Genomic DNA, 22157 nt, shown 5'->3' on the forward strand with positions numbered 1-22157 from the left:
GTGCGGCGGGGCGGGGTGCAGATCGCTGGATGCTGTCGGACGGCAGGGTAGTCGACCGCGGGCCTCCACAGGTGAGGACACCTCGCCCGATGACGCTGCGTGACGGACCGTGTCGTGAGCGCGCCGTCCACCACCCCTTCGGGTGGACCCCGAGCGGGGTCCCGAATCGGTAACGAGCGGCGTCGTTGGGCCCGGTGACACCGCAGCCGCGCCCCACCGACGCCCTCGCGTCGCCCGAACCGGGTCGCGGTCGACACTCTCGGAGGTTCCTCCCCATGAAGGTGACTGCTCTGCAGCGACCGGGCCGCGCGGCCGCGGCGGTCGGCGGCGTGCTCGCCGTCGGCGCCGCCGGGCTCATGGCCGTGCTGGCCGGCACCGCGTCCGCGGCGACCACGGGCACCTGCACCGACAACGTCAACGTCCGCGAGGAGCCGGCGGCCGACGCCGACATCGTGGCCGTCTGCGACCGCGGCACCGAGGTCGAGGTCGGCGAGACCCGCAACGGCTTCGTCAAGCTCGAGAACCTCGACGGCTGGGCCGTCAAGGACTACGTGAAGACGGACGGCACCGGCACCGCCGCCGAGACCCCGGACGACGCCGGCCTCACCCCGTCGCGCGGCGACGCCAACGACGGCGCTCCGGAGACCACTCCGCCGGCCTCCGGCACCGACTCGCCGGAGAACGCCGCCCCGGCCGAGGGCGCGGACGGCGCCGACGGCACCGGCGCCGACGAGGAGGCCCCGGCGGAGCCGGCCCCGGCCCGCAGCGGCGGCGTGCCCGGCCTGCTCGGCGGCTGACGCCCGGCGTCACGCACACGAGACGAGGGGCGGTCCCGGTGGGACCGCCCCTCGTGCGTTCTCGCGGCTCGCGGAGCCCGGGTCAGGCCAGCCGGGCCGCCACCGCGTCCCACAGGCGCGACGCCAACAGCGCCTTGGACCCGTTCGGGATCTGCGTCTCGCCACCGTCCGCACCGAGCAGCCAGCCCTGGTTCTCGGTGTTCTCGAAGGCGCCGCCCTCGCCGACCCAGTTGACCAGCAGCAGGTCGCAGCCCTTCTTGGCGAGCTTGCGGCGGCCGTACTCCAGCACGTCCGCGGTGTCGTCCCCGGTCTCGGCGGCGAACCCGACCACGACCTGGCCCGGCTCCCGGGCGGCGACGAGCTCGGCGAGGATGTCCGGGTTGAGCGCCAGGTGCAGCGGCTCGGGCTCGGACCCGTCCTTCTTGATCTTGTGTGCGGCGAGGGCGGCGGGCCGGAAGTCGGCGACCGCGGCGGACATCACCACGGCGTCGGCGCCCTTGGCGGCCGCGTGCATCGCCTCGCGCATCTCCAGCGCGGACCCGACCTTCACGACCTCGACGGCCGCCGGGTCGGCCAGCTCGGCGGTGTGGCCTGCGACGAGCGTGACGTGCGCGCCGCGCTGGGCCGCGACCTTGGCCAGCGCGTACCCCTGCCGGCCGGACGACCGGTTGCCGAGGTAGCGCACGGGGTCGAGCGGCTCGCGGGTACCCCCGGCCGAGACGACCACGCGCCGGCCCGCGAGGTCCCGCGGCAGCGCGTCGGCCCGCTCCAGCAGCAGCCGGGCGAGCTCGGCGATCTCGGCGGGGTCGGGCAGCCGGCCGGGGCCGGTGTCCTTGCCGGTGAGCCGGCCGGACGCGGGCTCCATGACGACCGAGCCCCGCTCGCGCAGCATCGCCACGTTGGCGCGGGTGGCGGGGTGCTCCCACATCTCGGTGTGCATCGCCGGCACGAACAGCACCGGGCACCGGGCGACGAGCAGGGAGCCGCTGAGGAGGTCGTCCGCCCGCCCCTGCACCGCGCGGGCCAGCAGGTCCGCGGTGGCGGGGGCGACGACGACGAGATCGGCCTCCTGGCCCAGCCGCACGTGCTGGACCGACGGCACGTCCGAGAAGACGCCGGTGTGCACCGGCTGCCCGGACAGCGCCTCGAAGGTGGCGGCGCCGACGAAGTTCAGCGCCGACCCCGTGGGGACGACCCGCACGGAGTGCCCGGTCTCGGTGAGCCGGCGGAGCAGCTCGGCGCTCTTGTAGGCGGCGATGCCGCCCGCCACGCCGAGCAGGACCTTCGGTGCGGTCATGCCGTCCTCACGCCCCGGGACATGCCGTTCGCGCGCAGCCGGCCGGGCTCACTCGCCCTCGGTGTGCTCGAGCAGGCCGCTCTGGATCTCGCGCATGGCGATCGACAGCGGCTTCTCGCGGGGGCCGGGCTCGACCAGCGGCCCGACGTACTCCAGCAGGCCCTCGCCGAGCTGGGAGTAGTAGTCGTTGATCTGCCGGGCACGCTTGGCCGCGTAGATCACCAGCGCGTACTTCGAGCTGACCTTGTCGAGCAGGTCGTCGATCGGCGGGTTGGTGATGCCCTCGGGGGTGGAACCGGCGACCGCGCCGGTCAGCGGCATGCTCACTCAGAAACTCCAGAGACGGACGAATGCGGGACTCCCGCAGGTGCAACCAGCAACTCTACCAACCGGTCGACGACGGCCTGCACCTCGTCGTTGACCACGACGACGTCGAACTCGTCACGCGCCGCCATCTCCTCGACCGCGGTGCGCAGCCGGCGCTCCCGGACCTCCGGGGTCTCGGTGCCCCGGTCGGTGAGCCGGCGGGCCAGCTCCTCGAACGAGGGCGGCTCGACGAACACGGTGACCGAGTCGGGCATGACCTGCTTGACCGAGCGCGCCCCCTGCAGGTCCACCTCGACGAGCACCGGGTGGCCGGCCGCGAGCTCGCGCTCCACGGGCTCGCGCGGGGTGCCGGAGCGCTGCAGGCCGCCGTGCACCTCGGCCCACTCCAGCAGCTCGCCGTCGGCGATCAGCCGGTCGAACTCCGTGCGGTCCACGAAGTGGTAGTGGATCCCCTCGACCTCCCCCTCCCGCGGCGCCCGCGTGGTCGCGGAGACGCTGAAGTGGAGGTCGGGGAGCTCCGAGCGGAGCCGGTCGACGATGCTGCTCTTGCCGACCCCGGAGGGCCCTGCGAGCACCATCAGCCGGCCCCGGCGGGGCGGCGGTCCTGCCGGCACGCCGCCCCCTCTCAGGAAGGGAACTCGGCCAGCAGCGCCTTGCGCTGCCGCTCGCCGAGGCCGCGCAGGCGGCGGCTCGGGGCGATCTCGAGGCGCTCCATGATCTGCGCCGCACGGACCTTGCCGACGCTGGGCAGGGCCTCGAGCAGGGCCGACACCTTCATCTTGCCGAGCACCTCGTCGGTGTCGGACTGCTTCAGCACCTCGGCGAGGGTGATCCCGCCGCGCTTGAGCCGGTCCTTCAGCTCTGCCCGGGCCCGGCGGGCGGCCGCGGCCTTCTCCAACGCGGCGGCACGCTGTTCCTCGGTCAGCTGGGGAAGGGCCACGGTCTCCTCCGTCTTTCGTCGTGCGCGAGGGCGGTCGCCCGGTGGCGGCGGCCGCCGTCCCCGGTGGGTTGTGCCGGGGGCCGGGAGCGAACGTACCCACGCACCCGTTCGTGATGCCAACGGGGGTGCCACCTGTGGGTTTGATGCCACAGGCCCGGTCGTCCACACCCGTCCGGGTGATACCACGAGCAACCGCGCGGAGGCTACGGCGACGCGCCCGTTCGGCGCGCGGGACCGGCGCGTCGCCGGTGGTCTCCGTCACGAATGCGTCACGAATCGTGCGTGCGGGGGCGCTCCGGCGCTCAGCCGGCCTGCTCCACCGACCGCAGGGCGCGCAGGCGTGCCGGTGTGAGGTCTTCCTTGTTGATGTACGCCACGGCGCCGCACTGCGCGGCGTCGCCGGGGAGATCGTCGAGCGCGTAGGTCGACAGGAGCACCACGACGGCGGCCGGATCGCTCGCCAGGATCCGCCGGGTGGCCTCGATCCCGCTGATCCCGGGCAGGTTGATGTCCATGAGGACGACCGCGGGATGCACCCGTTCGGCCTCCACCAGGGCCTGCTCGCCCGTCTCGGCCTCGGCGGCGACGCGCCAGCCGCCGACCATCCCGACGACGGTGCGCGCCACCGTCCGGAACGGGCGCTGGTCGTCCACGATGAGGACGTCCACCACCTCGTCCACCGTTCCGGCCACTGCCGACACCTCCGCGCTCCCCGACCCGCGCGGCACCGGTCCCGACCGCGCGGTCCGCCCAGCGTGCCGGGCCGCGGCGCCGGGCACCATGGTGCCACCATCCCCTCCGAACGGGTGAATCCGAGCGCCGGAGGTATCACCGGCCGCCCCGGCCGTTCGCGGGCCGGTCGTCAGCGGAGGGCGGTGAGGGCCGCAGCCAGCTCGTCCCGGTGGGCCTCGGCGGCGGACCGCAGGGCCGCCACCCCCGGCCCGGCCTTCAGGATCGAACGCGACGCCGCGGGCAGGACGAGCCCGGAGAGGCCCGCGAACCGCTCGGCGACGTCCCGCGGGGTCGCGCCCTGGGCGCCGAGCCCGGGCGCCAGCACGGCGCCGTTGAGGGCGCCGAGCTGCAGCCCGTGGTCGTGGGTGGCGCCCACGACCACGCCGACCCCGCCCAGCGGCGCGGCGCCGGTGTTCCGGCCCGCCGCGCCGTCGACCATCGCCTGCGCGACGGTGCGCCCGTCGGCAGTCGCCAGCTGCACCGACCCGCCCTCCGGGTTCGAGGTGCGAGCCAGCACGAACACGCCCCGATCGGCCTCCTCGGCGGCCCGGAAGGCCGGCTCGAGGGACCCGAACCCGAGGTAGGGCGAGACCGTGATCGCGTCGGCCGCGACGGCCGCGCCGACGCCGAGGTAGGCGTCGGCGTACCCGTCCATGGTCGAGCCGATGTCGCCGCGCTTGACGTCGAGCAGCGAGAGCGTCCCGGTGCCGGCGAGGTCGGCGAGGGTGCGCTCCAGGACCGCGATCCCCCGCGACCCGTGCCGCTCGAAGAACGCCGCCTGCGGCTTCACCACGGCCACGTGCCCGGCCAGGGCCTCGACGGCCGCATTGCAGAACCGGGCGAGCCCGTCCGCGTCGTCCGTGAGGCCCCACTCCGCGATCAGCCCGGGGTGCGGGTCGATGCCGGCGCAGAGCGGCCCGAGGCGGTCGACCGCCGCCACGAGCCGCTCCCCGAAGCTCACGACGCACCCCGATCCAGTCGCATCATGGTTCCATGACGCTCGACAAGGCGGTTGAGAATCGCATCATGGTTCCATACCGCGATCACGGGCGGGACTTCTTGAGCGCCGCGTGCGCGTCCTGCAGCGACCGCACGCCGATCGAGCCGCGCAGCTTCGCCTCGATGCCCTGCACGGCCGCCGAGGCGCCCTGCACCGTCGTGATGCACGGGACGCCGCGGGAGACCGCCGCCGCGCGGATCTCGTAGCCGTCGACGCGCGGCCCCGAGTTGCCGTACGGCGTGTTGACGATCAGCGCGACGTCGCCCGCCAGGATCTGGTCGACGATCGTCTCGCCCTCGTCCTTCTGCGAGTGCTTGCGCACGACGGTGGTCGTGATGCCGTGCCGGCGCAGGACCTCGGCGGTGCCCTCGGTGGCGAGGACCTCGAAGCCCAGGTCGGCGAGCCGGCGCACCGGGAACACCATGGCGCGCTTGTCCCTGTCCGCCATCGACACGAAGACCTTGCCCTCGCCCGGCAGCGAGCCGTACGCGGCGGCCTGGGACTTGGCGAACGCGGGCCCGAAGGACGCGTCGATGCCCATGACCTCGCCGGTCGACTTCATCTCCGGGCCGAGCAGCGGGTCGACGCCCTGCCCGCTCGGGGTGCGGAAGCGGTTGAACGGCAGCACCGCCTCCTTGACCGCGACCGGCGCGTCGGCCGGCAGCTCGCCGCCGTCGCCCTGCTGCGGGAGCATCCCCTCCGCCCGCAGGTCCGCGATCGAGGCGCCGAGCATGATCCGCGCGGCGGCCTTGGCCAGCGACACCGCGGTGGCCTTGGACACGAACGGCACCGTGCGCGACGCCCGGGGGTTGGCCTCCAGGACGTAGAGCGTCTCGCCGTGCAGCGCGTACTGGACGTTGAGCAGGCCGCGCACCCCGACGCCGTGCGCGATCGCCTCGGTGGAGGTCCGCACGGCCGCGAGCACGCTGCGCCCCAGCGTGATCGGCGGGAGCGTGCAGGAGGAGTCGCCGGAGTGCACCCCGGCCTCCTCGATGTGCTCCATCACGCCGCCGATGAAGACCTCCTCGCCGTCGCACAGGGCGTCGACGTCGATCTCCACCGCGTCGTCGAGGAACTTGTCGACGAGCACCGGCCGGTCCGGCGAGATCGTGGTGGCGCGGGCGATGTAGCCCGCGAGCGTGGACTCGTCGTAGACGATCTCCATGCCGCGCCCGCCGAGCACGTACGACGGCCGGACGAGGACGGGGTAGCCGATCCGCTCGGCGATCTCCCGGGCCTGCTCGAAGCTGGTCGCGGTGCCGAAGGCCGGGGCGGGCAGGCCCGCCTTGCGCAGCACCTCCCCGAACGCCCCGCGGTCCTCGGCCAGGTCGATCGCGGCCGCGGAGGTCCCGACGACCGGCACGCCGGCCGCGGTGAGCCGCTGGGCCAGGCCGAGCGGGGTCTGCCCGCCGAGCTGCACGATCACACCCGCGACGTGCCCGGACCGCTGCTCGGCGTGCACCACCTCGAGGACGTCCTCGAAGGTCAGCGGCTCGAAGTACAGCCGGTCCGCGGTGTCGTAGTCCGTGGAGACCGTCTCCGGGTTGCAGTTGACCATGACGGTCTCGAACCCGGCCTCGCGCAGCGCCTGAACGGCGTGCACGCAGGAGTAGTCGAACTCGATGCCCTGGCCGATGCGGTTGGGCCCGGAGCCGAGGATGAGCACCTTCGGCTTCTCGGTCTGCGGGGCGATCTCCGATTCCGCGGCGGGGTCGGTCTCGTAGGCGCTGTAGTGGTACGGCGTCTTCGCCGCGAACTCCGCGGCGCAGGTGTCGACCGTCTTGTAGACGGGCCGGATGCCCAGCCGGTGCCGCAGCGCGCGCACGCCGTCCTCGCCCGCGAACTCCGGGCGGATCGCGGCGAGCTGGCGGTCCGACAGGCCCGCGCGCTTGGCCCGGCGCAGCAGCGCGGCGTCGAGCACGGGCGAGGCCTCGATCTCGGCGCGCAGCTCCACGACCAGCTGGATCTGGTCGAGGAACCACGGGTCGATGCCCGAGATCTCCGCGACCTCGTCGACGGTCCGCCCGGCCCGCAGCGCCCGCTCGACGGCGTAGATGCGGCCGTCCGTGGGCGTGCGGATCTCGTCGTCCGTCGGCGGGGCGGCCGGGTCCGGGGTGGTCCAGAAGCCGATCGCGCGCCGCTCCATCGAGCGCAGTGCCTTGCCGAACGCCTCCGGGAACGACCGGCCGAGCGCCATGGCCTCGCCGACGCTCTTCATGGTGGTGGTGAGCTCGGGGTCCGCGCCCGGGAACTTCTCGAAAGCGAACCGCGGGATCTTCACCACGACGTAGTCCAGCGTCGGCTCGAACGCCGCCGGGGTCTCGCCGGTGATGTCGTTGCGGATCTCGTCGAGCGTGTAGCCGACGGCGAGCTTCGCGGCGATCTTCGCGATCGGGAAGCCGGTGGCCTTCGACGCCAGCGCCGACGACCGGGACACGCGCGGGTTCATCTCGATGACGACGAGTCGGCCCGTCTCCGGGTGGATCGCGAACTGGATGTTGCAGCCGCCGGTGTCGACGCCGACCTCGCGCAGCACGGCGATGCCCACGTCCCGCATGTGCTGGTACTCGCGGTCGGTGAGCGTCATGGCCGGCGCGACGGTGATCGAGTCGCCGGTGTGCACGCCCATCGGGTCGAGGTTCTCGATCGAGCAGACGACGACCACGTTGTCGTGGTGGTCGCGCATGAGCTCGAGCTCGAACTCCTTCCAGCCGAGCACCGACTCCTCGATCAGCACCTCGGTGACCGGCGACGCGGCCAGCCCCGCCCCGGCGAGCCGCTCGAGCTCCTCGTCGGTGTGCGCCATGCCGGACCCGAGCCCGCCCATGGTGAACGACGGCCGGATGACGACCGGGAGCCCCAGCTCGCCGACCGCGGCGCGGACCTCGTCCATGGAGTGGCACACGGCCGAGCGCGGCACGTCGCCGCCGACCCGCTGCACGATCTCCTTGAACTTCAGCCGGTCCTCGCCGCGCTGGATCGCGTCGACGTCCGCACCGATCAGCTCGACGCCGTAGCGCTCCAGCACCCCGTTCTCGTGCAGGGCGATCGCGGTGTTCAGCGCGGTCTGCCCGCCCAGGGTGGCCAGGATGGCGTCGGGCCGCTCGGCGGCGATGACCTTCTCGACGAACTCGACGGTGATCGGCTCGACGTAGGTGGCGTCGGCGAACTCCGGGTCCGTCATGATCGTGGCCGGGTTGGAGTTGACCAGCGAGACGCGGATCCCCTCGGCGCGCAGCACGCGGCAGGCCTGGGTGCCCGAGTAGTCGAACTCGCACGCCTGTCCGATGACGATCGGGCCGGAGCCGATCACCATCACGTGCCGGATGTCCTCGCGGCGCGGCATCAGACCGCTCCCCCGTTCTGGTCGAGCAGGCGGTGTCGGCCGCCGGACTCCTCGGCCCCGGCCGGCCCGTGGGTCACCGGGTTGTCCGTCATGAGCTGGCAGAAGCGGTCGAACAGGTCCGCGGCGTCGTGCGGGCCGGCGGCCGCCTCCGGGTGGTACTGCACGCTGAAGGCCGGGAAGTCCAGGCCGGTGAGCCCCTCGACGCAGCCGTCGTTGGGGCAGGTGTGGCTGACGACGCCGGTGCCGAACGGGGTGTCGAAGCGCTCGCCCGCGCTGCCCTCGACCGCGAAGCCGTGGTTCTGCGAGGTGATCGCGACCCGTCCGGTGGCGTGCTCCACGACCGGGATGTTGATGCCGCGGTGCCCGTAGCGCAGCTTGTAGGTGCCGCGGCCGAGCGCCCGCCCGAGGATCTGGTTGCCGAAGCAGATGCCGAACAGCGGGATCCGCCGCTCCAGGACCTGCCGGGTCAGCGCGACCGGGACGTCGGCCGTGGCCGGGTCGCCGGGGCCGTTGGAGATGAAGACCCCGTCGGGGTTGACGGCGAGCAACTGCTCGAGGGTGGTGTCGGCCGGCAGCACGTGCACCTCGATGCCGCGCTGGGCCATCATCCGCGGGGTGTTGAACTTGATCCCCACGTCGAGGGCGGCGACGGTGAACTTCTTGTCCCCCATCGCTTCCCGGACGTAGGGGGTCTTCGTGGTGACCGCGCCGTAGAGATCAGCGCCCTCCATGCCGGGGCTCTGCCGGACCCGCTCGACGAGCATCTCGTCCGAACCCAGCGAGGTGCCGGAGAAGACGCCGGCGCGCATGGCGCCGCGCTCGCGCAGGTGCCGCACGACCGCGCGGGTGTCGATCCCGGCGATCCCGACGACGCCCTGCGTGCGCAGCGCGTCCTCGAGCGAGCCGGTCGACCGCCAGTTCGACGGCCGGCGGCTGGGGTCGCGCACCGCGTACCCGGCGACCTGGATGCCGGTGGACTCGTCGTCCTCGCCGTTCCAGCCGGTGTTGCCGATCTGCGGGGCGGTCTGCACCACGATCTGGCGGTGGTACGACGGGTCCGTCAGGGTCTCCTGGTAGCCCGTCATCCCGGTGGTGAACACGGCCTCGCCCAGGGTCTCCCCCACGGCACCGAAGGCCTCGCCCCGGAAGATCCGCCCGTCCTCGAGGACGAGCACTGCGTCGATGGTGGGGCTGGTCATGCCACAACCTTCCCGTCGCGGGCCGTCATCCGGCCACGCAGAACCGTCGCGACCACCGCTCCGGGCAGCCGCATTCCCTCGTACGGCGTGTTCGCCGCCCTGCTGGCCAGCGCCGCGCCGCGCACCGTCCACTGCGCGTCCGGGTCGACCAGCGCGAACGTCGCCGGCTCCCCGACCGCGATCGGCCGGCCCTGGTCCGGCAGGTTGCCGATCTCGGCCGGCCGCTCCGACATCACCCGCGCGACCCCGTGCCAGTCCAGCAGGCCCGGCTCGACCATCGTGTGGATCACGACCGACAACGCCGTCTGCAGCCCCAGCATCCCCGGCTTCGCGGCCGCCCATTCCGTGTCCTTGTACTGCGACGCGTGCGGGGCGTGGTCGGTCGCGACGACGTCGATCACGCCCTCGGCCAGCGCCTCCCGCATGGCCTGCGTGTCCGCCCCGGTGCGCAGCGGCGGGTTGACCTTGTTGACCGGGTCGTAGCCGGTCAGCCGGCCGTCGGTGAGCAGCAGGTGGTGCGGGGTGACCTCGGCGCTCACCCGCACGCCCTGCGCCTTCGCCGCCCGCAGCACCGCGATCGAGTGCAGCGAGGAGACGTGGCAGACGTGCAGTGCCGCCCCCGCCTCGCGGGCCAGCGCGACGTCCCGCGCGATGACCGTCTCCTCGGCGGTCGCGGGCCAGCCGGCCAGGCCCAGCCGGGACGCGATCGCCCCCTCGTGCGCCTGGGCGCCGCCGGTGAGCCGGTGGTCCTCGGCGTGCTGGGCGATCACGACGTCGAGCGCGCCGGCGTACTCCAGCGCCCGGCGCATGATCAGCGGGTCGTTCACGCAGCGGCCGTCGTCGGAGAACATCCGGACCTGTGCCGCGGACGCCACCATGGTCCCGAGCTCGGCGAGCTTCTCGCCCCGCAGCCCGGTGGTGACGGCGCCGACCGGGTGCACGTCGACCAGGCCGACCTCCTCGCCGCGGCGCCGCACGTGCTCCACGACCACGGCGGTGTCCGCCACCGGATCCGTGTTCGGCATGGCGAAGACCGCGGTGAAGCCGCCGAGCGCGGCGGCGTGCGAGCCGGTCTCGATGGTCTCGGACTCCTCGCCGCCGGGCTCGCGCAGGTGCACGTGCAGGTCGACGAGGCCGGGCAGCAGGACGTGGCCGCCGGCGTCGAGGGTCTCGACGCCCTCGGCGGTCAGGCCGGTGCCGATCTCGGCGACGACCCCGTCGCGGACCAGCAGGTCGACGGCCTCCTCGCCGTAGGGCTTGGCGTTCGTGATGAGCAGGTCTGTCATTCGGGCGCTCCGGCCAGCAGGTGGTAGAGGACGGCCATCCGCACGTGCACGCCGTTGCGCACCTGCGCGAGGACCGCGGCGTTGGGGGCGTCGGCCACGGCGGGCGTGATCTCCATGCCGCGCACCATCGGGCCGGGGTGCAGCACGGGCGCGCCCTCGGGCAGCAGGGCGAGCCGGCGCTCGTTGAGCCCGTAGGCGATCGAGTACTCGCGGGCGCTCGGGAAGAAGCCGCCGTGCATCCGCTCGGCCTGCACGCGCAGCATCATCACCGCGTCGAGCGCGGGGAGCTCGGCGTCGAGGTGGTGCGCGACCCGGCAGGGCCACTCCCCGACGCCCGTGGGCAGCAGCGTGGGCGGGGCGATCAGCACGACCTCGGCGCCCAGCGTGGAGAGCAGCAGCACGTTGGAGCGGGCGACCCGGGAGTGCAGGACGTCGCCGACGATCCCGATCCGCCGGCCCGCGACCGAGCCGAGCCGCTCCCGCAGGGTGGCCGCGTCGAGCAGCGCCTGCGTGGGGTGCTCGTGCGTGCCGTCGCCCGCGTTGACGATCGAGGTGTGGGTGCCCGTCGTACCGGCGTCCTTGTCGGCCCACCCGGCGATCCGGTGCGCCGCACCGGAGGCCGGGTGCCGGACGATCACGCAGTCGGCGCCCATCGCCGAGATCGTCAGCGAGGTGTCCCGCAGCGACTCGCCCTTCGACACCGACGAGCCCTTGGCGCTGACGTTGATCGTGTCGGCGCTCATCCACTTGCCGGCGATCTCGAACGACACCCGGGTGCGGGTGGAGTCCTCGTAGAACAGGGTGACGACGGTACGGCCGCGCAGCGTCGGCAGCTTGCGGACCTCCCGGCCCAGCAGCGTGTCCTTGAGCCTGCTCGCGGTGTCCAGCAGGCCGGTCGCGGTGGCCGCGTCCAGGTCCGCGATCGAGAGCAGGTGCTTCACCCGCGCTCCTCTCGGTCGACGGTCGGCTCCGCGGGCTCCGCCTCCGCACCGACGGTCGGCTCCGCGGGCTCCGCCTCCGGCCGCTCGATCAGCACCCCGTCCCGGTCGTCCGACTCGATGAGCCGGACCAGGATCTTCTCCGCGCGCGAGGTCGGCACGTTCTTGCCCACGTAGTCCGCCCGGATCGGCAGCTCGCGGTGGCCGCGGTCGACCAGCACGGCCAGCTGCACCGCGCGCGGGCGGCCCTCGTCGCTCAGCGCGTCGAGCGCGGCGCGGGTGGTGCGGCCGGACATGAGGACGTCGTCGACCAGCACGACGAGCTTGCCGTCGATCCCGCTCTCCGGCACCGCGGTGTCGACGAGCGCGCGGGCCGGGCCGCGGCGCAGGTCGTCCCGGTAGAGGGTCGCGTCGATCGAGCCGACGGCGGGGGCGACGCCGGTGAACTCGGTGATCGCAGCGGCGAGCCTGCGGGCCAGCACGGCCCCGCGGGTGGGGATGCCCAGGAGGACGAGGTCGCCGGTGTTGCCGGGCCCGAAGGCCGTCTTCTCGATGATCTGGTGCGCGATGCGCGCGATGGTGCGGGCGACGTCGGCGCTGCTCAGCAGCTCGCGGGCAGGGGGCTGCCCCGCGCCGACGTCCCCGCGGCGATCGTTCGCCACGAGGTGCTCTCCTTTCCCGCCTCACGGGACGGGGTTAAAGGACTGTCGGTGCCCGAGGTTAGCAAGCGGCGGGCGTTCGTCGCGCCCGGCCGGGAGCGCCGTCCGTCACGTCCGCGGCACCGGTCCGCCAGGTCACGGGGGCGTCACGATCGGGCAACGCACCGGTCCCCGTCCGGTCGCCCGCGCACCGCGCCCGGACACACGGCGACGGTCACGGCCCGTACCGTCACGCAGGGCCACACCCACATGTTCACCATGCGTCCCAACGCTCGCGGGGCGTCGCGGCCGGGCGGGCGGACTGCCCGATTGATACCGCCGTCGGGGGACGAACCGTCGTTCGATTGGGTGGGAAAGCCTCACCTGGCACCCGTCCGGGGCCACCCGGCTTGACCTGCGACGCAACACCGGCGCATGATTACTCTGCGTATTGATCGACAGTGGCGAGGGTGGCCGCCGCGGCGGCGACACCGACCTCGTCCCACGACGAGACCAGCGAGCACCACCGGAGCGCGTCGGCGCTCAGCACCACCCGCTCACCACTCAGCGGTACGAGGTCCGCTTTCGGCCCACCACGGCCGAGAAGACCAGGAATGAGGAGATCGCCACATGGGCGACTACGCCAAGGCCCTCGGGAGCAAGCTCCGGGCCATCCGGCAGCAACAGGGGCTGTCGCTGCACGGCGTCGAACAGAAGTCCGGGGGCCGCTGGAAGGCGGTGGTCGTCGGCTCGTACGAGCGCGGCGACCGCGCGGTCACCGTCCAGAAGCTCGCCGAGCTGGCCGACTTCTACGGGGTCCCGGTGGCCGAGCTGCTGCCCGAGGGCCGTGTCCCCTCCGGCTCCGAGCCGGCCACGAAGATCGTCATCAACCTCGAGCGCCTCCAGCAGCTGCCCGCGGACAAGGTGGGCCCGCTGGCCCGCTACGCCGCCGCGATCCAGTCCCAGCGCGGCGACTACAACGGCAAGGTCCTCTCCATCCGTGCCGAGGACCTGCGCTCGCTGGCGATCATCTACGACATGACCCCGGGCGAGCTGACCGACCAGCTCATCGACTGGGGCGTGCTGCCGCCGGAGGCGCGGCCGTCGCACCGGGTCGAGTAGGGGCACGACGGCATCGGGTCCCCCGCTCCGCACGGGACCGCGCACCGGGGAAGGGCGCGCGGCACCGGGACGAGGTCGGCGGGCGACGATGCGGAGGCGGCGGTCCCGGGGCTGCGGACCGCCGCCGTCGTGCTCCCCTCGAGGGGCTCAGGACCGGGGTGCCCGGAACAGGCACTCCTGGGTGAGGCTGGCGACGTGCCGGCCGGTCCGGTCGTGGAGCGTGCCCGTGTACCAGTTGCGGCCGCCCGCGGCGCTGCGCGGCACGAGGTCGATCAGCATCCACTCGTCGGCCCGCACCGGCCGGTGGAACCAGATCGCGTGGTCCAGGCTCGGGCCCGGCACGCCCCCGTCGACCGGCGGGAACGCGCCGAACATGTCCGAGATGTAGGTGAGCGCCGAGGCGTGCACCAGCGGGTCCTCCGGCAGCGGCTCGGTGCACCGGGTCCAGTAGCGGACCGGGTAGCTCCGGGCGCCCGGGTGCGCGTGCACCGTCCGGCCCTCGAAGCCGAACACCCGCGGCACCGGCGCACCGGACAGCGTGTCGGGGTCCGGCGCCTCCGGGACGGGATCGACGGACGTGTCGGGGCCGTCCTGCGGCACCGCGAACGACGCCGCCATGTTGAAGATCACCTCGCCGTCCTGGATCGCGACGACCCGGCGCGCGGTGAACGAGCGGCCGTCGCGGTCCCGGTGCACCTGGAAGACCGTGGGCCGCGAGGCGTGCCCGCCGCGCAGGTAGTAGCCGTGCAACGAGTGCGGCGCGCGGTCGTCGGCCACCGTGCGCCCGGCCGCGAGCAGCGCCTGCGCGGCGACCTGCCCGCCGAACAGCGCGTAGTCCTCCTCGAAGACCGTGCACGCGCGGAACAGGTCGCGGTCGATCCGCTCGAGCTCCAGCAGGTCGCGGAGCGTGGGCTGGGTGCGGCGCGACTCGGTCGCCGTCATGCGTGAACCTCCCCGGGGGTCGCGGCTCGGGAGTGCCGCCAGTCGGCCAGCAGCGTACGCAGGCCGGTGACCAGTGCGATCGGTGAGTCGATCATCACGTGGTGCGCCGCGGCCGGGATCTCGACGACGGGGACGCCGCGGCCCAGCCGGTCGCTCACCATCTCGCCCATGTGCTTCGGCATCAGCCCGTGCTCGGCGCGGAACAGCGCGACCCGGCAGCCGGGGATGTCGAGGTCGTCCGGGGTCAGCGGGTTGCGGGCGAACACCCGCGGGTCGAACTTCCACGACCACCCGCCCTCGACCGCGCGCAGCGAGTGCTCGGCGATGTGCGCCAGCACGTACGGCTCGCCGTCCTGCGGCGGCACGGTCCGGAAGTGCCGGATCGCGCGCTCCCGCTCGGCGTAGACGCGCAGCGGCCCGAAGGCCCGGCGCTGCCGGGCGGCCTTGTCCTCCGGCGGCATCTCGCGCACCGGGGTGTCGATCGCGACGGCGCCGCCCAGCCGGTCGCCGAACTCCTGCGCGGCGATCAGCGCGACCATGCCGCCCATGCTGTGGCCCAGGATCACCGGCATCGGGGCGAGGCCGGCGGCGTCCGCCACCGCGAGCGCCTCCGCGGCCCACTGCTGCAGCGTGTAGCGCTCGCGCCGGCCGGAGTCCCCGTGCCCGGAGAGGTCCATGGCGACCACCCGCCGGCCCTCGGGCCCGACGAGCAGCGGCCCGAGATGGTCCCACCAGCGGGCGTGCGCGGCGCCGCCGTGGATCAGCAGGACGCCCTCGCCGGGCGGGCCCCACGCCCGGAACGCGACCGCGGCGCCGTCGACGTCGACCGCGCCCGTCCCGGGCTCCGCGGCGAGGGCGGCCCGGAACCAGGCCGGGGCGTCGGGCGGGGTACCGGGCGGGGTACCGGGCGCGGGATCGCGCCCGGACACGGGCTGCGGCACGGGCGGCTCCTGGGTCGCGGTGGTGGTCGTGACGGTCGTCGTGATGGGTGACGCGGTTCGGGACGTTACGGCACCGGACGGTCGCCCCGGCCCCGTCCGGGAGCGGTGTCGGGGTGGTCGGGACGGTCATGATCGGCGGGGTCGTCCGCCTCGTCGCCGATCCCGCGGGCGGCCAGCGCCTCGCCCAGCTCGTCGGCGTGCCGGAGGGTGCGCACGACGAAGGGCACCGCGAACGCCGTCGGCGACCGCTCCGCGCCGCGCGCCCGGGCGGCCTCGCGCACCGACCCGGCGATGCCGGACAACGTGGTGACGGCCTGCACCGTCAGTCCGACGAGCAGCCCGAGCCGGTCCGGCCGCGCCCCGGTCCGGCGCAGCGGGCCGAGCGCGCGCTCGACGGTTGCGACCACGGCGTCGATGCGGGTGGTCAACGTGAACAGGCCCGCCGCGGCGAGGGAGGCCGCGAGCCGCAGGACCGTGACGAGGGCGGGGCGCCAGCCGAGCAGCCACACCTGCAACGCCCCGACCAGCACGGCGAGCAGGAGCAGGGTGCGCACCAGCGGCAGGATCCGGTGCGCCGGGATCCGCGCGACCGCGTAGCCGGCGGCGACGAGCGCGCACGCGCCGCCGAGCCAGGCCGGCGACCCGACGAGCACGACCGCGGTCACGAGCGCCAGCAGCACGAGCAGCTTCGGTCCGGCCGGCGCGCGGTGCAGCGGGCTGTCCCCGGGCGAGTAGAGGCCGAGCGGGGTCACGTGTCGCACAGCTTCCGGTAGTGCCGGATCGCGGGCTCCGGCTCGTCGTCGGCCACGACCCGGCCCTCGTCGAGCACCACGACCCGGTCGAAGTCCGCCAGCAGGTCGAGGTCGTGGGTCACCAGCAGCACCTGCTGCCGCAGCCCGGCGACGATCTCGGCGAACCGGCGGGTGTTGCGCAGGTCGAGCAGGGTCGTCGGCTCGTCGCAGACCAGGACGTCGGGATCCAGGGCGAGCATCCCGCACAGCGCGAGCAGCTGCTTCTGGCCGCCGGAGAGCTGGTGCGCGGGATGGTCGGCGTAGCCCTCGAGGCCGTGCGCGGCGAGCACCTCGGCGGCCCGGTCGGCGCGCTCGGACCGCGACAACCCGCTGCGGCGCAACGAGAACGCGACGTCCTCGCCCGCCGTCGGCATCACGATCTGGCTGTCCGGGTTGGTGAACACGAACCCGACCCGGCGGCGCACCGCGGGGCCCTTCTCGGCCGGGTCGAGGCCGTCGACGACCACCCGGCCCTCGCTCGGCAGGACCAGCCCGTTGACCATGCGCGCCAGCGTGGACTTGCCCGAGCCGTTGGCCCCGACGAAGCCGATCCGCCGCTCCGGGAGCGCGAGGTCGACGTCCTCCAGCACCACCCGCTCCTCGTAGCGGTGCCCGACGCCCTCGAACGTGATCACCGCGGCGCCCCTGCCGGCACCGGCGACCCGTCCGGCCCGACGGCCTGCCACAGGGCCGCGACGCCCAGCCCGCCGCCCGCGGACAGCGCGGACAGCCCGACCCCGCCCCGCCCCTGCCGCACGAGCTGCGAGAACAGCCGCACCACCAGGACCGCGCCCGAGGCGCCCCAGGGATGGCCGAGGGCGATGGCGCCGCCGTCGGGGTTGACCGCCTCCTCGTCGAGGCCGACGGCGTCGAGGCAGGCGAGCGCCTGCCCGGCGAAGGCCTCGGTGAACTCGGTGACCTGCGGCGTGCCGTGCTTGAGCATGTCACGCAGCGCCGGGACGACTCCCAGCCCGAGCCGCCGCGGGTCGCAGCCGGAGGTCCCGCTCGCCACCAGCCGCAGCCCGGGCAGGTTCAGCTCGCGCCGCACGCGCTCGGACACGATCAGCACGGCCGCGGCACCGTCGCTGACGCCGCACGAGTTGGCCGCCGTCGCCGTGCCGTCGGGCGTGAAGGCGGGCCGGAAGCGGGCCAGCCGCGCAGCGGTGAACCCCGGCCGGGGCCGCTGGTCGCGCCGGACTCCGGCGACCTCGACCAGCTCGTCGTCGAACCGGCCGGCGGCCTGGGCGGCCACCGCGCGCTCGTGGCTGCGCAGGGCGAAGCGGTCCTGCCGCTCGCGGGAGATCCCTGCCTCCGCCGCGACCAGGTCCGCCGCCTCCCCCATCTCGGGGTCGCCGAACTCGGCCGGCGCGAAGGGGGCCCGCGTGTACGGCGCCGGCGGATCCGTGCGCCACAGGCGGTGCGGGGCGGTCGACGCGCTCTCGACGCCGCCCGCCAGGTACACCTCGCCCTCCCCCCCGCCGATCAGCGTCGCGGCCAGCGTGATCGCCGCGAGCCCGCTGGCGCACTGCCGGTCGACGGTCAGGCCGGGGACCTCCGCGCCGAGGCCGGCGCGCAGGGCGGCCACCCGGGCGGTGTTGCCGCCGGGGCCGAAGACGTTGCCGAGCAGGACGTCGTCGACGGTGGTGAACCCGGCCTCGTCGAGCAGGGCGCGGAGCACGGGGGCGGCCAGCTCGTCCGCGGCGAGGTCGCGCAGCACGCCGCCCGCGGTGCCGATCGGGGTGCGACGGGCGGCGACGACGACGGGTGCGCTCATCGGAGGGGCTCCGCGCCGAGGGTCCCCGCGGCCAGCTCGTCGGCGATCACGGCCCGGGCGGGCTTGCCGGAGGCGGTGCGCGGCAACGCCTTCGCCCGCAGCCAGACCCGCGGCCGCTTGCCGGGTTCGAGGGCGTGGCGGGCCGCCGCGCGCAGCTCGGCCGGCGCGGGCTCCCCCTCGACGACGGCGGTGACCAACGCGCCGAGGCGCGCGTGCGGGGTCCCGGTGACCACGACGTCGTCGACGCCCGGGACCTCGCGCAGCACGGTCTCCACCTCCTCGGCGGCCACGAGCCGGCCGCCGCTGGAGATCACGGCGGAGCCGCGGCCGTGCACGGTGAGCAGGCCGTCGTGGAGATCGACGCGGTCGCCGACGGTGGTCCACTCCTCGGCCGCCTCGAGGCGACCGGCGCGGAGCGCGCCGTCGGCGGCGAGGGGCGAGCGGACCCAGAGCGTGCCGTCCCGGACGTCCAGGTCGACGCCCGGCACCGGCCGCAGCCCCTCGCCGCGCCGGACCGCGATCAGGGAGTGTTCCGCCGAGCCGTAGTACTCGACGAGCTCGGCCTCGGGGAAGGCCTTCCGGAACCGCGCGCGCAGGCCGTCGCCGAGGTGCGCCCCGCCGCAGACGACCGTCCGGAGCGCGGTCTTCGTGGGCGCGCGTTCCTGGGTGGCGACCAGGTCGGCGAGCATGGCCGGGACGACATGGGTCGTCGCGGCCGCGCGGGCGTCCGTGGCCCGCCCGAGGCGGAGCTCGGCGCCGCACCGGAGCGCGTGCAGCGCTCCGAAGAGGAAGAGCGACGAGCTCAGCGGGCCCGCGATCAGCACCGGGCCGGGCACGGGGCCGAGGGCCTCGAAGCTGCGCAGCCACGACTCCCGCGAGCGCTGCAGCACCGTCGGGCGGCCGCTGCTGCCGGAGGTGGTGGGCAGGTAGAAGGGGGTGCGGTCGTCGCCCGCGGGCGTGGTGGCGGGGCCCGGCTCCGTCGCAACGGGCCGGACGACGACGTTCGGGCGCGCGTCGTCGAGCACGGCCGTCCGTTCGCGGGCGGTCCACCGCGGCTCGACGACCAGGGTCGCCGCGCCTAGCAGGTCCGCGCCGAGGAACCACGCGAGGAGGTCGTCGCTCCCCTCCAGGGCGACCCGGCCGCCCTTCCGCACACCCTGCCGCGCCAGCTCCGCGGCCGCGGCGTGCGCCCGGGCCAGCAGGCCGGCGGGGACCACGGCCCCGCCGAGCACGGGCGGGACCGGCCGGTCGGCTGCGGCGGTCACCGCGCCCGCGTCCCCACCAGGCGTCCGGGGAGGGCGCGGTGCACCACGGACGCGATCAGCGCCGCGACCACCACCTTGACGAGGTCACCGGGCACGAAGACCAGCGACCCGGTGAACGCGGTGCTCCACGAGCCGGTGTACACGGCCAGCCACGGCACGCCGATCACGTAGTCCGCGACGAGGCCGGCGAAGGCGGCCAGGAGCAGCACGGGGAACCCGGGCCGGCCGCGCCGCGCACCGGCCTGCGCGATCAGGCCCGACACCAGCGCCGACAGGATCCAGCCCAGCAGGAACCCGCCGCTGGGCCCGACGAACGGGGCGAGCCCGCCGCGGCCGCCGGACAGCAGCGGCAGGCCGATCGCCACCAGCGCCAGGAACAGCACGACCGCGAACACGGCCCGCTTCGCCCCGACCAGGACGCCCGCGAGGAACGGTCCCATGTTCTGCACCACGATCGGCACGCCGGTGGCGCCGACGTACACCCCCGGGAACAGACCGAGCACCGCGATGAACGCGGCGAACACCACGGTGGTGGCCAGATCGGTGGCGGGCGACGACGCTCGGGCGGACACCCGACGAGGCTAACGAGCCGCACGCCGTTCCCCGAGGTCCGACCCCTGTCAGCCGCGCCACTCACCGGTCCGTGGGACGTCGGCGCCTGCGGCACCTGGAGACCGCGGGCACCCCTCGCACCCGCGGCCCCACGATCTCGCGGCCGCGCCCCTCAGCCCGCCAGCACCGCGTCGATCTGGCCCATCGCCTCGCGCATGCCCTCCTCCATGCCCATCGCCGTGAGCTTCTCGAGGTCCTCGAGGCTCGTGAAGGTGCTGACGGTGGTCATGCGGGTGCCCGGACCCGCCGCCTCCAGCGTGACGACGGCGTGGGTCGTGGGCATGGCGGTGTTGGGCTCTCCGTCCTCGCCCGCGAAGCCGTCGTCGAACTCGAGGCGGTGCGGCTCGTCGATCGCGGTGATCACCCACCAGCCGCCGGCCTTCTCCCCCTCGGGACCGGTCATGTAGTAGCGCGACCGCCCGCCCACGACGAACTGGTGCTCCACGAACGTGGCCGGCCAGGTCGGCGGGCCCCACCACCGTTCGAGACGGCGCGGGTCCGCCCAGACCTCCCACACCCGCTCGACGGGCGCGTCGAACTCGGCGACGAAGGTCAGTGTGAGGGCCTGCGGGTCCTTGCGGACGTCGATCACGGTCACGGTCCGGTCCTCTCCTCGGGATCCTGGATGAGGGCGTCCTCGGCGAGGATGTCCTCGATCGCCCGCACGCGGTGCCGCCAGATCCGCTCGTAGTCCTCGAGCAGGCGCGCGGCCCGCTGCAGGGCCTCCGGGTTGCCGTGCACGAGCTGCTCCCGTCCACGTCGCTGCTTGGTGACGAGCGCGGCCCGCTCGAGCACCGCCACGTGCTTCTGCACCGCGGCGAAGCTCATCTCGTACCGGCGGGCGAGCGTCGAGATGGACTGCGCCTCGCGCAGCACCTGCTCGACGATGTCCCGCCGGGTGGCGTCGGCGAGGCCGTGGAAGATCCGGTCGACCTCGTCCGGGCTCAGCTCACGTACAACCACATGGTTGTACGTTAGGGCATCCGCCCGAGCGCGACAAGCCCCCGGTTCGCGGCGGCCAGCGCCAGCAGCACCACCGCGGCGTCCGCGGGCACCGCGAGATCGCGCCCGGTCAGGGCGGTGAAGCGACGCAGCCGGTTGAGCACCGTGTTGCGGTGGCAGAAGGACCGCTCCGCCACCTCCTTGATCGAGCCCGAGTCCGCGAACGCGCGCACCGTCTCCAGCAGCCGCTCCCGCTCTCCCGGCGCCGCGGCCGCCAGCCCGGACAGCACCGAGTCGACGAGCTCGGCCGCGGTGTCGGAGAGCCGCCCGGCGGCGAGCGGCAGCCAGGCCGCGGACACCTCGACCGGGCCGGGCCCGGTGGTGACCGACGCGATCTCGGTCGCCAGCCGGGCGCACCGGGGCACGTTGGCCAGCCCGTGGGCGAGCGGCCCGACCCCGCACTGCACGCCGTCGAGCACCGCCCTGACCGGCGCGCCCGTCACGCCCTGCCACTCCGCGATCAGCACGCTGTGCGCCCCCGTCGACTGGACGTGCACCACGCGGTCCCCCGCTGCCAGCCCCTCCGCGGCCCGCCGCAGGGCCGCACCGGACGCCGCGCCGGCGGCGGCGACGAGGAAGTCCGCGTCGACGTCGACGGCCAGCGCGAGCGCCACCCGCTCGACCTGGTCCGGGTCGGGGTTCTCGCTGCCGAGCAGCTCGCCCACCAGCGCCGTCCGCTCCCCGTGCCGTTCGCGCGCGAGCAGCGCGGCCTCCTCCTGGTAGCTGGACTGGATCTGCAGCGTGTAGTCCTCGACCACCGCCCACACCTGCTCGACCCGCGCGACCAGCACGTCGCGCTCCTCGGGCGTCGCGCGGTCGCGCAGGGCCGACCACAGCACCCGGAAATCGAGCCGCACCGCCGACAGCAGCTCGTTGAGCGGGACGCCGCGCCGGGCCCGGTCCCGCCCGATCGCCTCGCCTACGCCCGCGAGCCGCTCCGGGACGTCCTGCCCCGCGATCCGGCGCAGCAGGTGGTCGAAGGTCAGGTCCGCGTCGGTGACCAGCCGGTCCGGCGGGACGAGCCCGCGGCCGTACGGGGCGATCCGCCGGACCCGCTCCACGAACTCGTCGACCAGTCCCCCGGAGTCCGCCCGCAGCCGGCCGACGAGGACGGCCCAGCGGGCGTCGTCGGCGGAGTTCGCGTCCGTGTCACGCGGGCTGTGCATCTGCACATCATCCAGCTCACATCGCGCTGCGCGAAGTGCTAC

The 22157-nt window shown here is 74.6% G+C and carries 23 protein-coding genes; 2 read left to right on the forward strand and 21 right to left on the reverse strand.

Going from position 1 to position 22157, the window contains the following annotated elements; genetic code table 11:
• The first annotated feature begins 275 nt into the window (after window positions 1-275).
• Window positions 276-797, forward strand: coding sequence for an SH3 domain-containing protein (locus ACQP04_RS19390; protein WP_433501971.1), 522 nt, complete (start codon window positions 276-278; stop codon window positions 795-797).
• A gap of 82 nt (window positions 798-879) precedes the next feature.
• Here ACQP04_RS19390 and coaBC read toward each other — a convergent pair whose 3' ends face one another.
• From coaBC to pyrR, 11 genes are all read right to left on the reverse strand, one after another.
• A complete protein-coding gene (gene coaBC / locus ACQP04_RS19395) occupies window positions 880-2094 on the reverse strand; it encodes a bifunctional phosphopantothenoylcysteine decarboxylase/phosphopantothenate--cysteine ligase CoaBC (RefSeq protein WP_433501972.1) in 1215 nt (404 codons plus the stop codon).
• Between the two features lie 48 nt (window positions 2095-2142).
• On the reverse strand, window positions 2143-2415 hold the full coding sequence (gene rpoZ / locus ACQP04_RS19400) for a DNA-directed RNA polymerase subunit omega (RefSeq protein WP_051736485.1): 273 nt from the start codon (window positions 2413-2415) through the stop codon (window positions 2143-2145).
• 2 nt (window positions 2416-2417) lie between these two features.
• Complete coding sequence (gene gmk / locus ACQP04_RS19405; RefSeq protein ID WP_433501973.1) at window positions 2418-3035, reverse strand: guanylate kinase; 618 nt, start codon at window positions 3033-3035, stop codon at window positions 2418-2420.
• Window positions 3036-3046: 11 nt separating this feature from the next.
• Window positions 3047-3361, reverse strand: coding sequence for an integration host factor, actinobacterial type (gene mihF, locus ACQP04_RS19410; RefSeq protein ID WP_037038688.1), 315 nt, complete (start codon window positions 3359-3361; stop codon window positions 3047-3049).
• Window positions 3362-3663: 302 nt separating this feature from the next.
• Window positions 3664-4053 carry a response regulator transcription factor gene (locus tag ACQP04_RS19415; protein ID WP_433501974.1) on the reverse strand — a complete coding sequence of 130 codons (390 nt, stop codon included), beginning with the start codon at window positions 4051-4053 and terminating at the stop codon, window positions 3664-3666.
• 170 nt (window positions 4054-4223) lie between these two features.
• Window positions 4224-5054, reverse strand: a complete 831-nt coding sequence (gene pyrF / locus ACQP04_RS19420; RefSeq protein ID WP_433501975.1) for an orotidine-5'-phosphate decarboxylase — start codon at window positions 5052-5054, stop codon at window positions 4224-4226.
• A gap of 82 nt (window positions 5055-5136) precedes the next feature.
• Window positions 5137-8439: a carbamoyl-phosphate synthase large subunit gene (carB, locus tag ACQP04_RS19425; RefSeq protein ID WP_433501976.1), complete on the reverse strand. Its 3303-nt coding sequence runs from the start codon at window positions 8437-8439 to the stop codon at window positions 5137-5139.
• Window positions 8439-9638, reverse strand: coding sequence for a glutamine-hydrolyzing carbamoyl-phosphate synthase small subunit (gene carA, locus ACQP04_RS19430; protein WP_433501977.1), 1200 nt, complete (start codon window positions 9636-9638; stop codon window positions 8439-8441). Before carA ends, carB begins: the two co-directional genes overlap by 1 nt.
• Window positions 9635-10924: a dihydroorotase gene (locus ACQP04_RS19435; RefSeq protein WP_433501978.1), complete on the reverse strand. Its 1290-nt coding sequence runs from the start codon at window positions 10922-10924 to the stop codon at window positions 9635-9637. The genes carA and ACQP04_RS19435 overlap by 4 nt, the downstream gene beginning before the upstream one ends.
• Window positions 10921-11865 (reverse strand): aspartate carbamoyltransferase catalytic subunit, encoded by a 945-nt coding sequence (locus tag ACQP04_RS19440; RefSeq protein ID WP_433501979.1) that lies wholly within the window; start codon window positions 11863-11865, stop codon window positions 10921-10923. Before ACQP04_RS19440 ends, ACQP04_RS19435 begins: the two co-directional genes overlap by 4 nt.
• Window positions 11862-12524 (reverse strand): bifunctional pyr operon transcriptional regulator/uracil phosphoribosyltransferase PyrR, encoded by a 663-nt coding sequence (pyrR, locus tag ACQP04_RS19445; protein WP_433501980.1) that lies wholly within the window; start codon window positions 12522-12524, stop codon window positions 11862-11864. Before pyrR ends, ACQP04_RS19440 begins: the two co-directional genes overlap by 4 nt.
• Before the next feature lie 606 nt (window positions 12525-13130).
• Between pyrR and bldD the strand changes: the two genes are divergently transcribed.
• Window positions 13131-13622 (forward strand): transcriptional regulator BldD, encoded by a 492-nt coding sequence (gene bldD, locus ACQP04_RS19450; RefSeq protein ID WP_037038677.1) that lies wholly within the window; start codon window positions 13131-13133, stop codon window positions 13620-13622.
• 147 nt (window positions 13623-13769) lie between these two features.
• On the opposite strand, the gene ACQP04_RS19455 is transcribed toward bldD, so the two are convergent.
• From ACQP04_RS19455 to ACQP04_RS19500, 10 genes are all read right to left on the reverse strand, one after another.
• Window positions 13770-14564 (reverse strand): acyl-CoA thioesterase, encoded by a 795-nt coding sequence (locus tag ACQP04_RS19455; protein WP_433501981.1) that lies wholly within the window; start codon window positions 14562-14564, stop codon window positions 13770-13772.
• Window positions 14561-15505, reverse strand: coding sequence for an alpha/beta fold hydrolase (locus ACQP04_RS19460; protein ID WP_433501982.1), 945 nt, complete (start codon window positions 15503-15505; stop codon window positions 14561-14563). Before ACQP04_RS19460 ends, ACQP04_RS19455 begins: the two co-directional genes overlap by 4 nt.
• Window positions 15506-15570: 65 nt before the next feature.
• Entirely contained in the window at window positions 15571-16257 is a 687-nt protein-coding gene (locus tag ACQP04_RS19465; protein WP_433501983.1) for an energy-coupling factor transporter transmembrane component T family protein, read from the reverse strand.
• Window positions 16254-16931 carry an energy-coupling factor ABC transporter ATP-binding protein gene (locus tag ACQP04_RS19470; protein WP_433501984.1) on the reverse strand — a complete coding sequence of 226 codons (678 nt, stop codon included), beginning with the start codon at window positions 16929-16931 and terminating at the stop codon, window positions 16254-16256. Before ACQP04_RS19470 ends, ACQP04_RS19465 begins: the two co-directional genes overlap by 4 nt.
• Window positions 16928-18070 (reverse strand): thiolase family protein, encoded by a 1143-nt coding sequence (locus tag ACQP04_RS19475; RefSeq protein WP_433501985.1) that lies wholly within the window; start codon window positions 18068-18070, stop codon window positions 16928-16930. The genes ACQP04_RS19470 and ACQP04_RS19475 overlap by 4 nt, the downstream gene beginning before the upstream one ends.
• Window positions 18067-19335 carry an AMP-binding protein gene (locus ACQP04_RS19480; RefSeq protein ID WP_433501986.1) on the reverse strand — a complete coding sequence of 423 codons (1269 nt, stop codon included), beginning with the start codon at window positions 19333-19335 and terminating at the stop codon, window positions 18067-18069. The genes ACQP04_RS19475 and ACQP04_RS19480 overlap by 4 nt, the downstream gene beginning before the upstream one ends.
• Window positions 19332-19907, reverse strand: coding sequence for a biotin transporter BioY (locus ACQP04_RS19485; protein ID WP_433501987.1), 576 nt, complete (start codon window positions 19905-19907; stop codon window positions 19332-19334). Before ACQP04_RS19485 ends, ACQP04_RS19480 begins: the two co-directional genes overlap by 4 nt.
• 152 nt (window positions 19908-20059) lie before the next feature.
• Window positions 20060-20545, reverse strand: coding sequence for an SRPBCC family protein (locus tag ACQP04_RS19490; protein ID WP_433501988.1), 486 nt, complete (start codon window positions 20543-20545; stop codon window positions 20060-20062).
• A complete protein-coding gene (locus tag ACQP04_RS19495; protein WP_433501989.1) occupies window positions 20542-20910 on the reverse strand; it encodes an ArsR/SmtB family transcription factor in 369 nt (122 codons plus the stop codon). Before ACQP04_RS19495 ends, ACQP04_RS19490 begins: the two co-directional genes overlap by 4 nt.
• 11 nt (window positions 20911-20921) lie before the next feature.
• On the reverse strand, window positions 20922-22115 hold the full coding sequence (locus ACQP04_RS19500) for a PucR family transcriptional regulator (RefSeq protein ID WP_433501990.1): 1194 nt from the start codon (window positions 22113-22115) through the stop codon (window positions 20922-20924).
• Window positions 22116-22157 lie beyond the last annotated feature (42 nt).

The sequence above is a fragment of the Pseudonocardia halophobica genome (assembly GCF_050948485.1).
GTDB lineage: Bacteria > Actinomycetota > Actinomycetes > Mycobacteriales > Pseudonocardiaceae > Pseudonocardia > Pseudonocardia halophobica.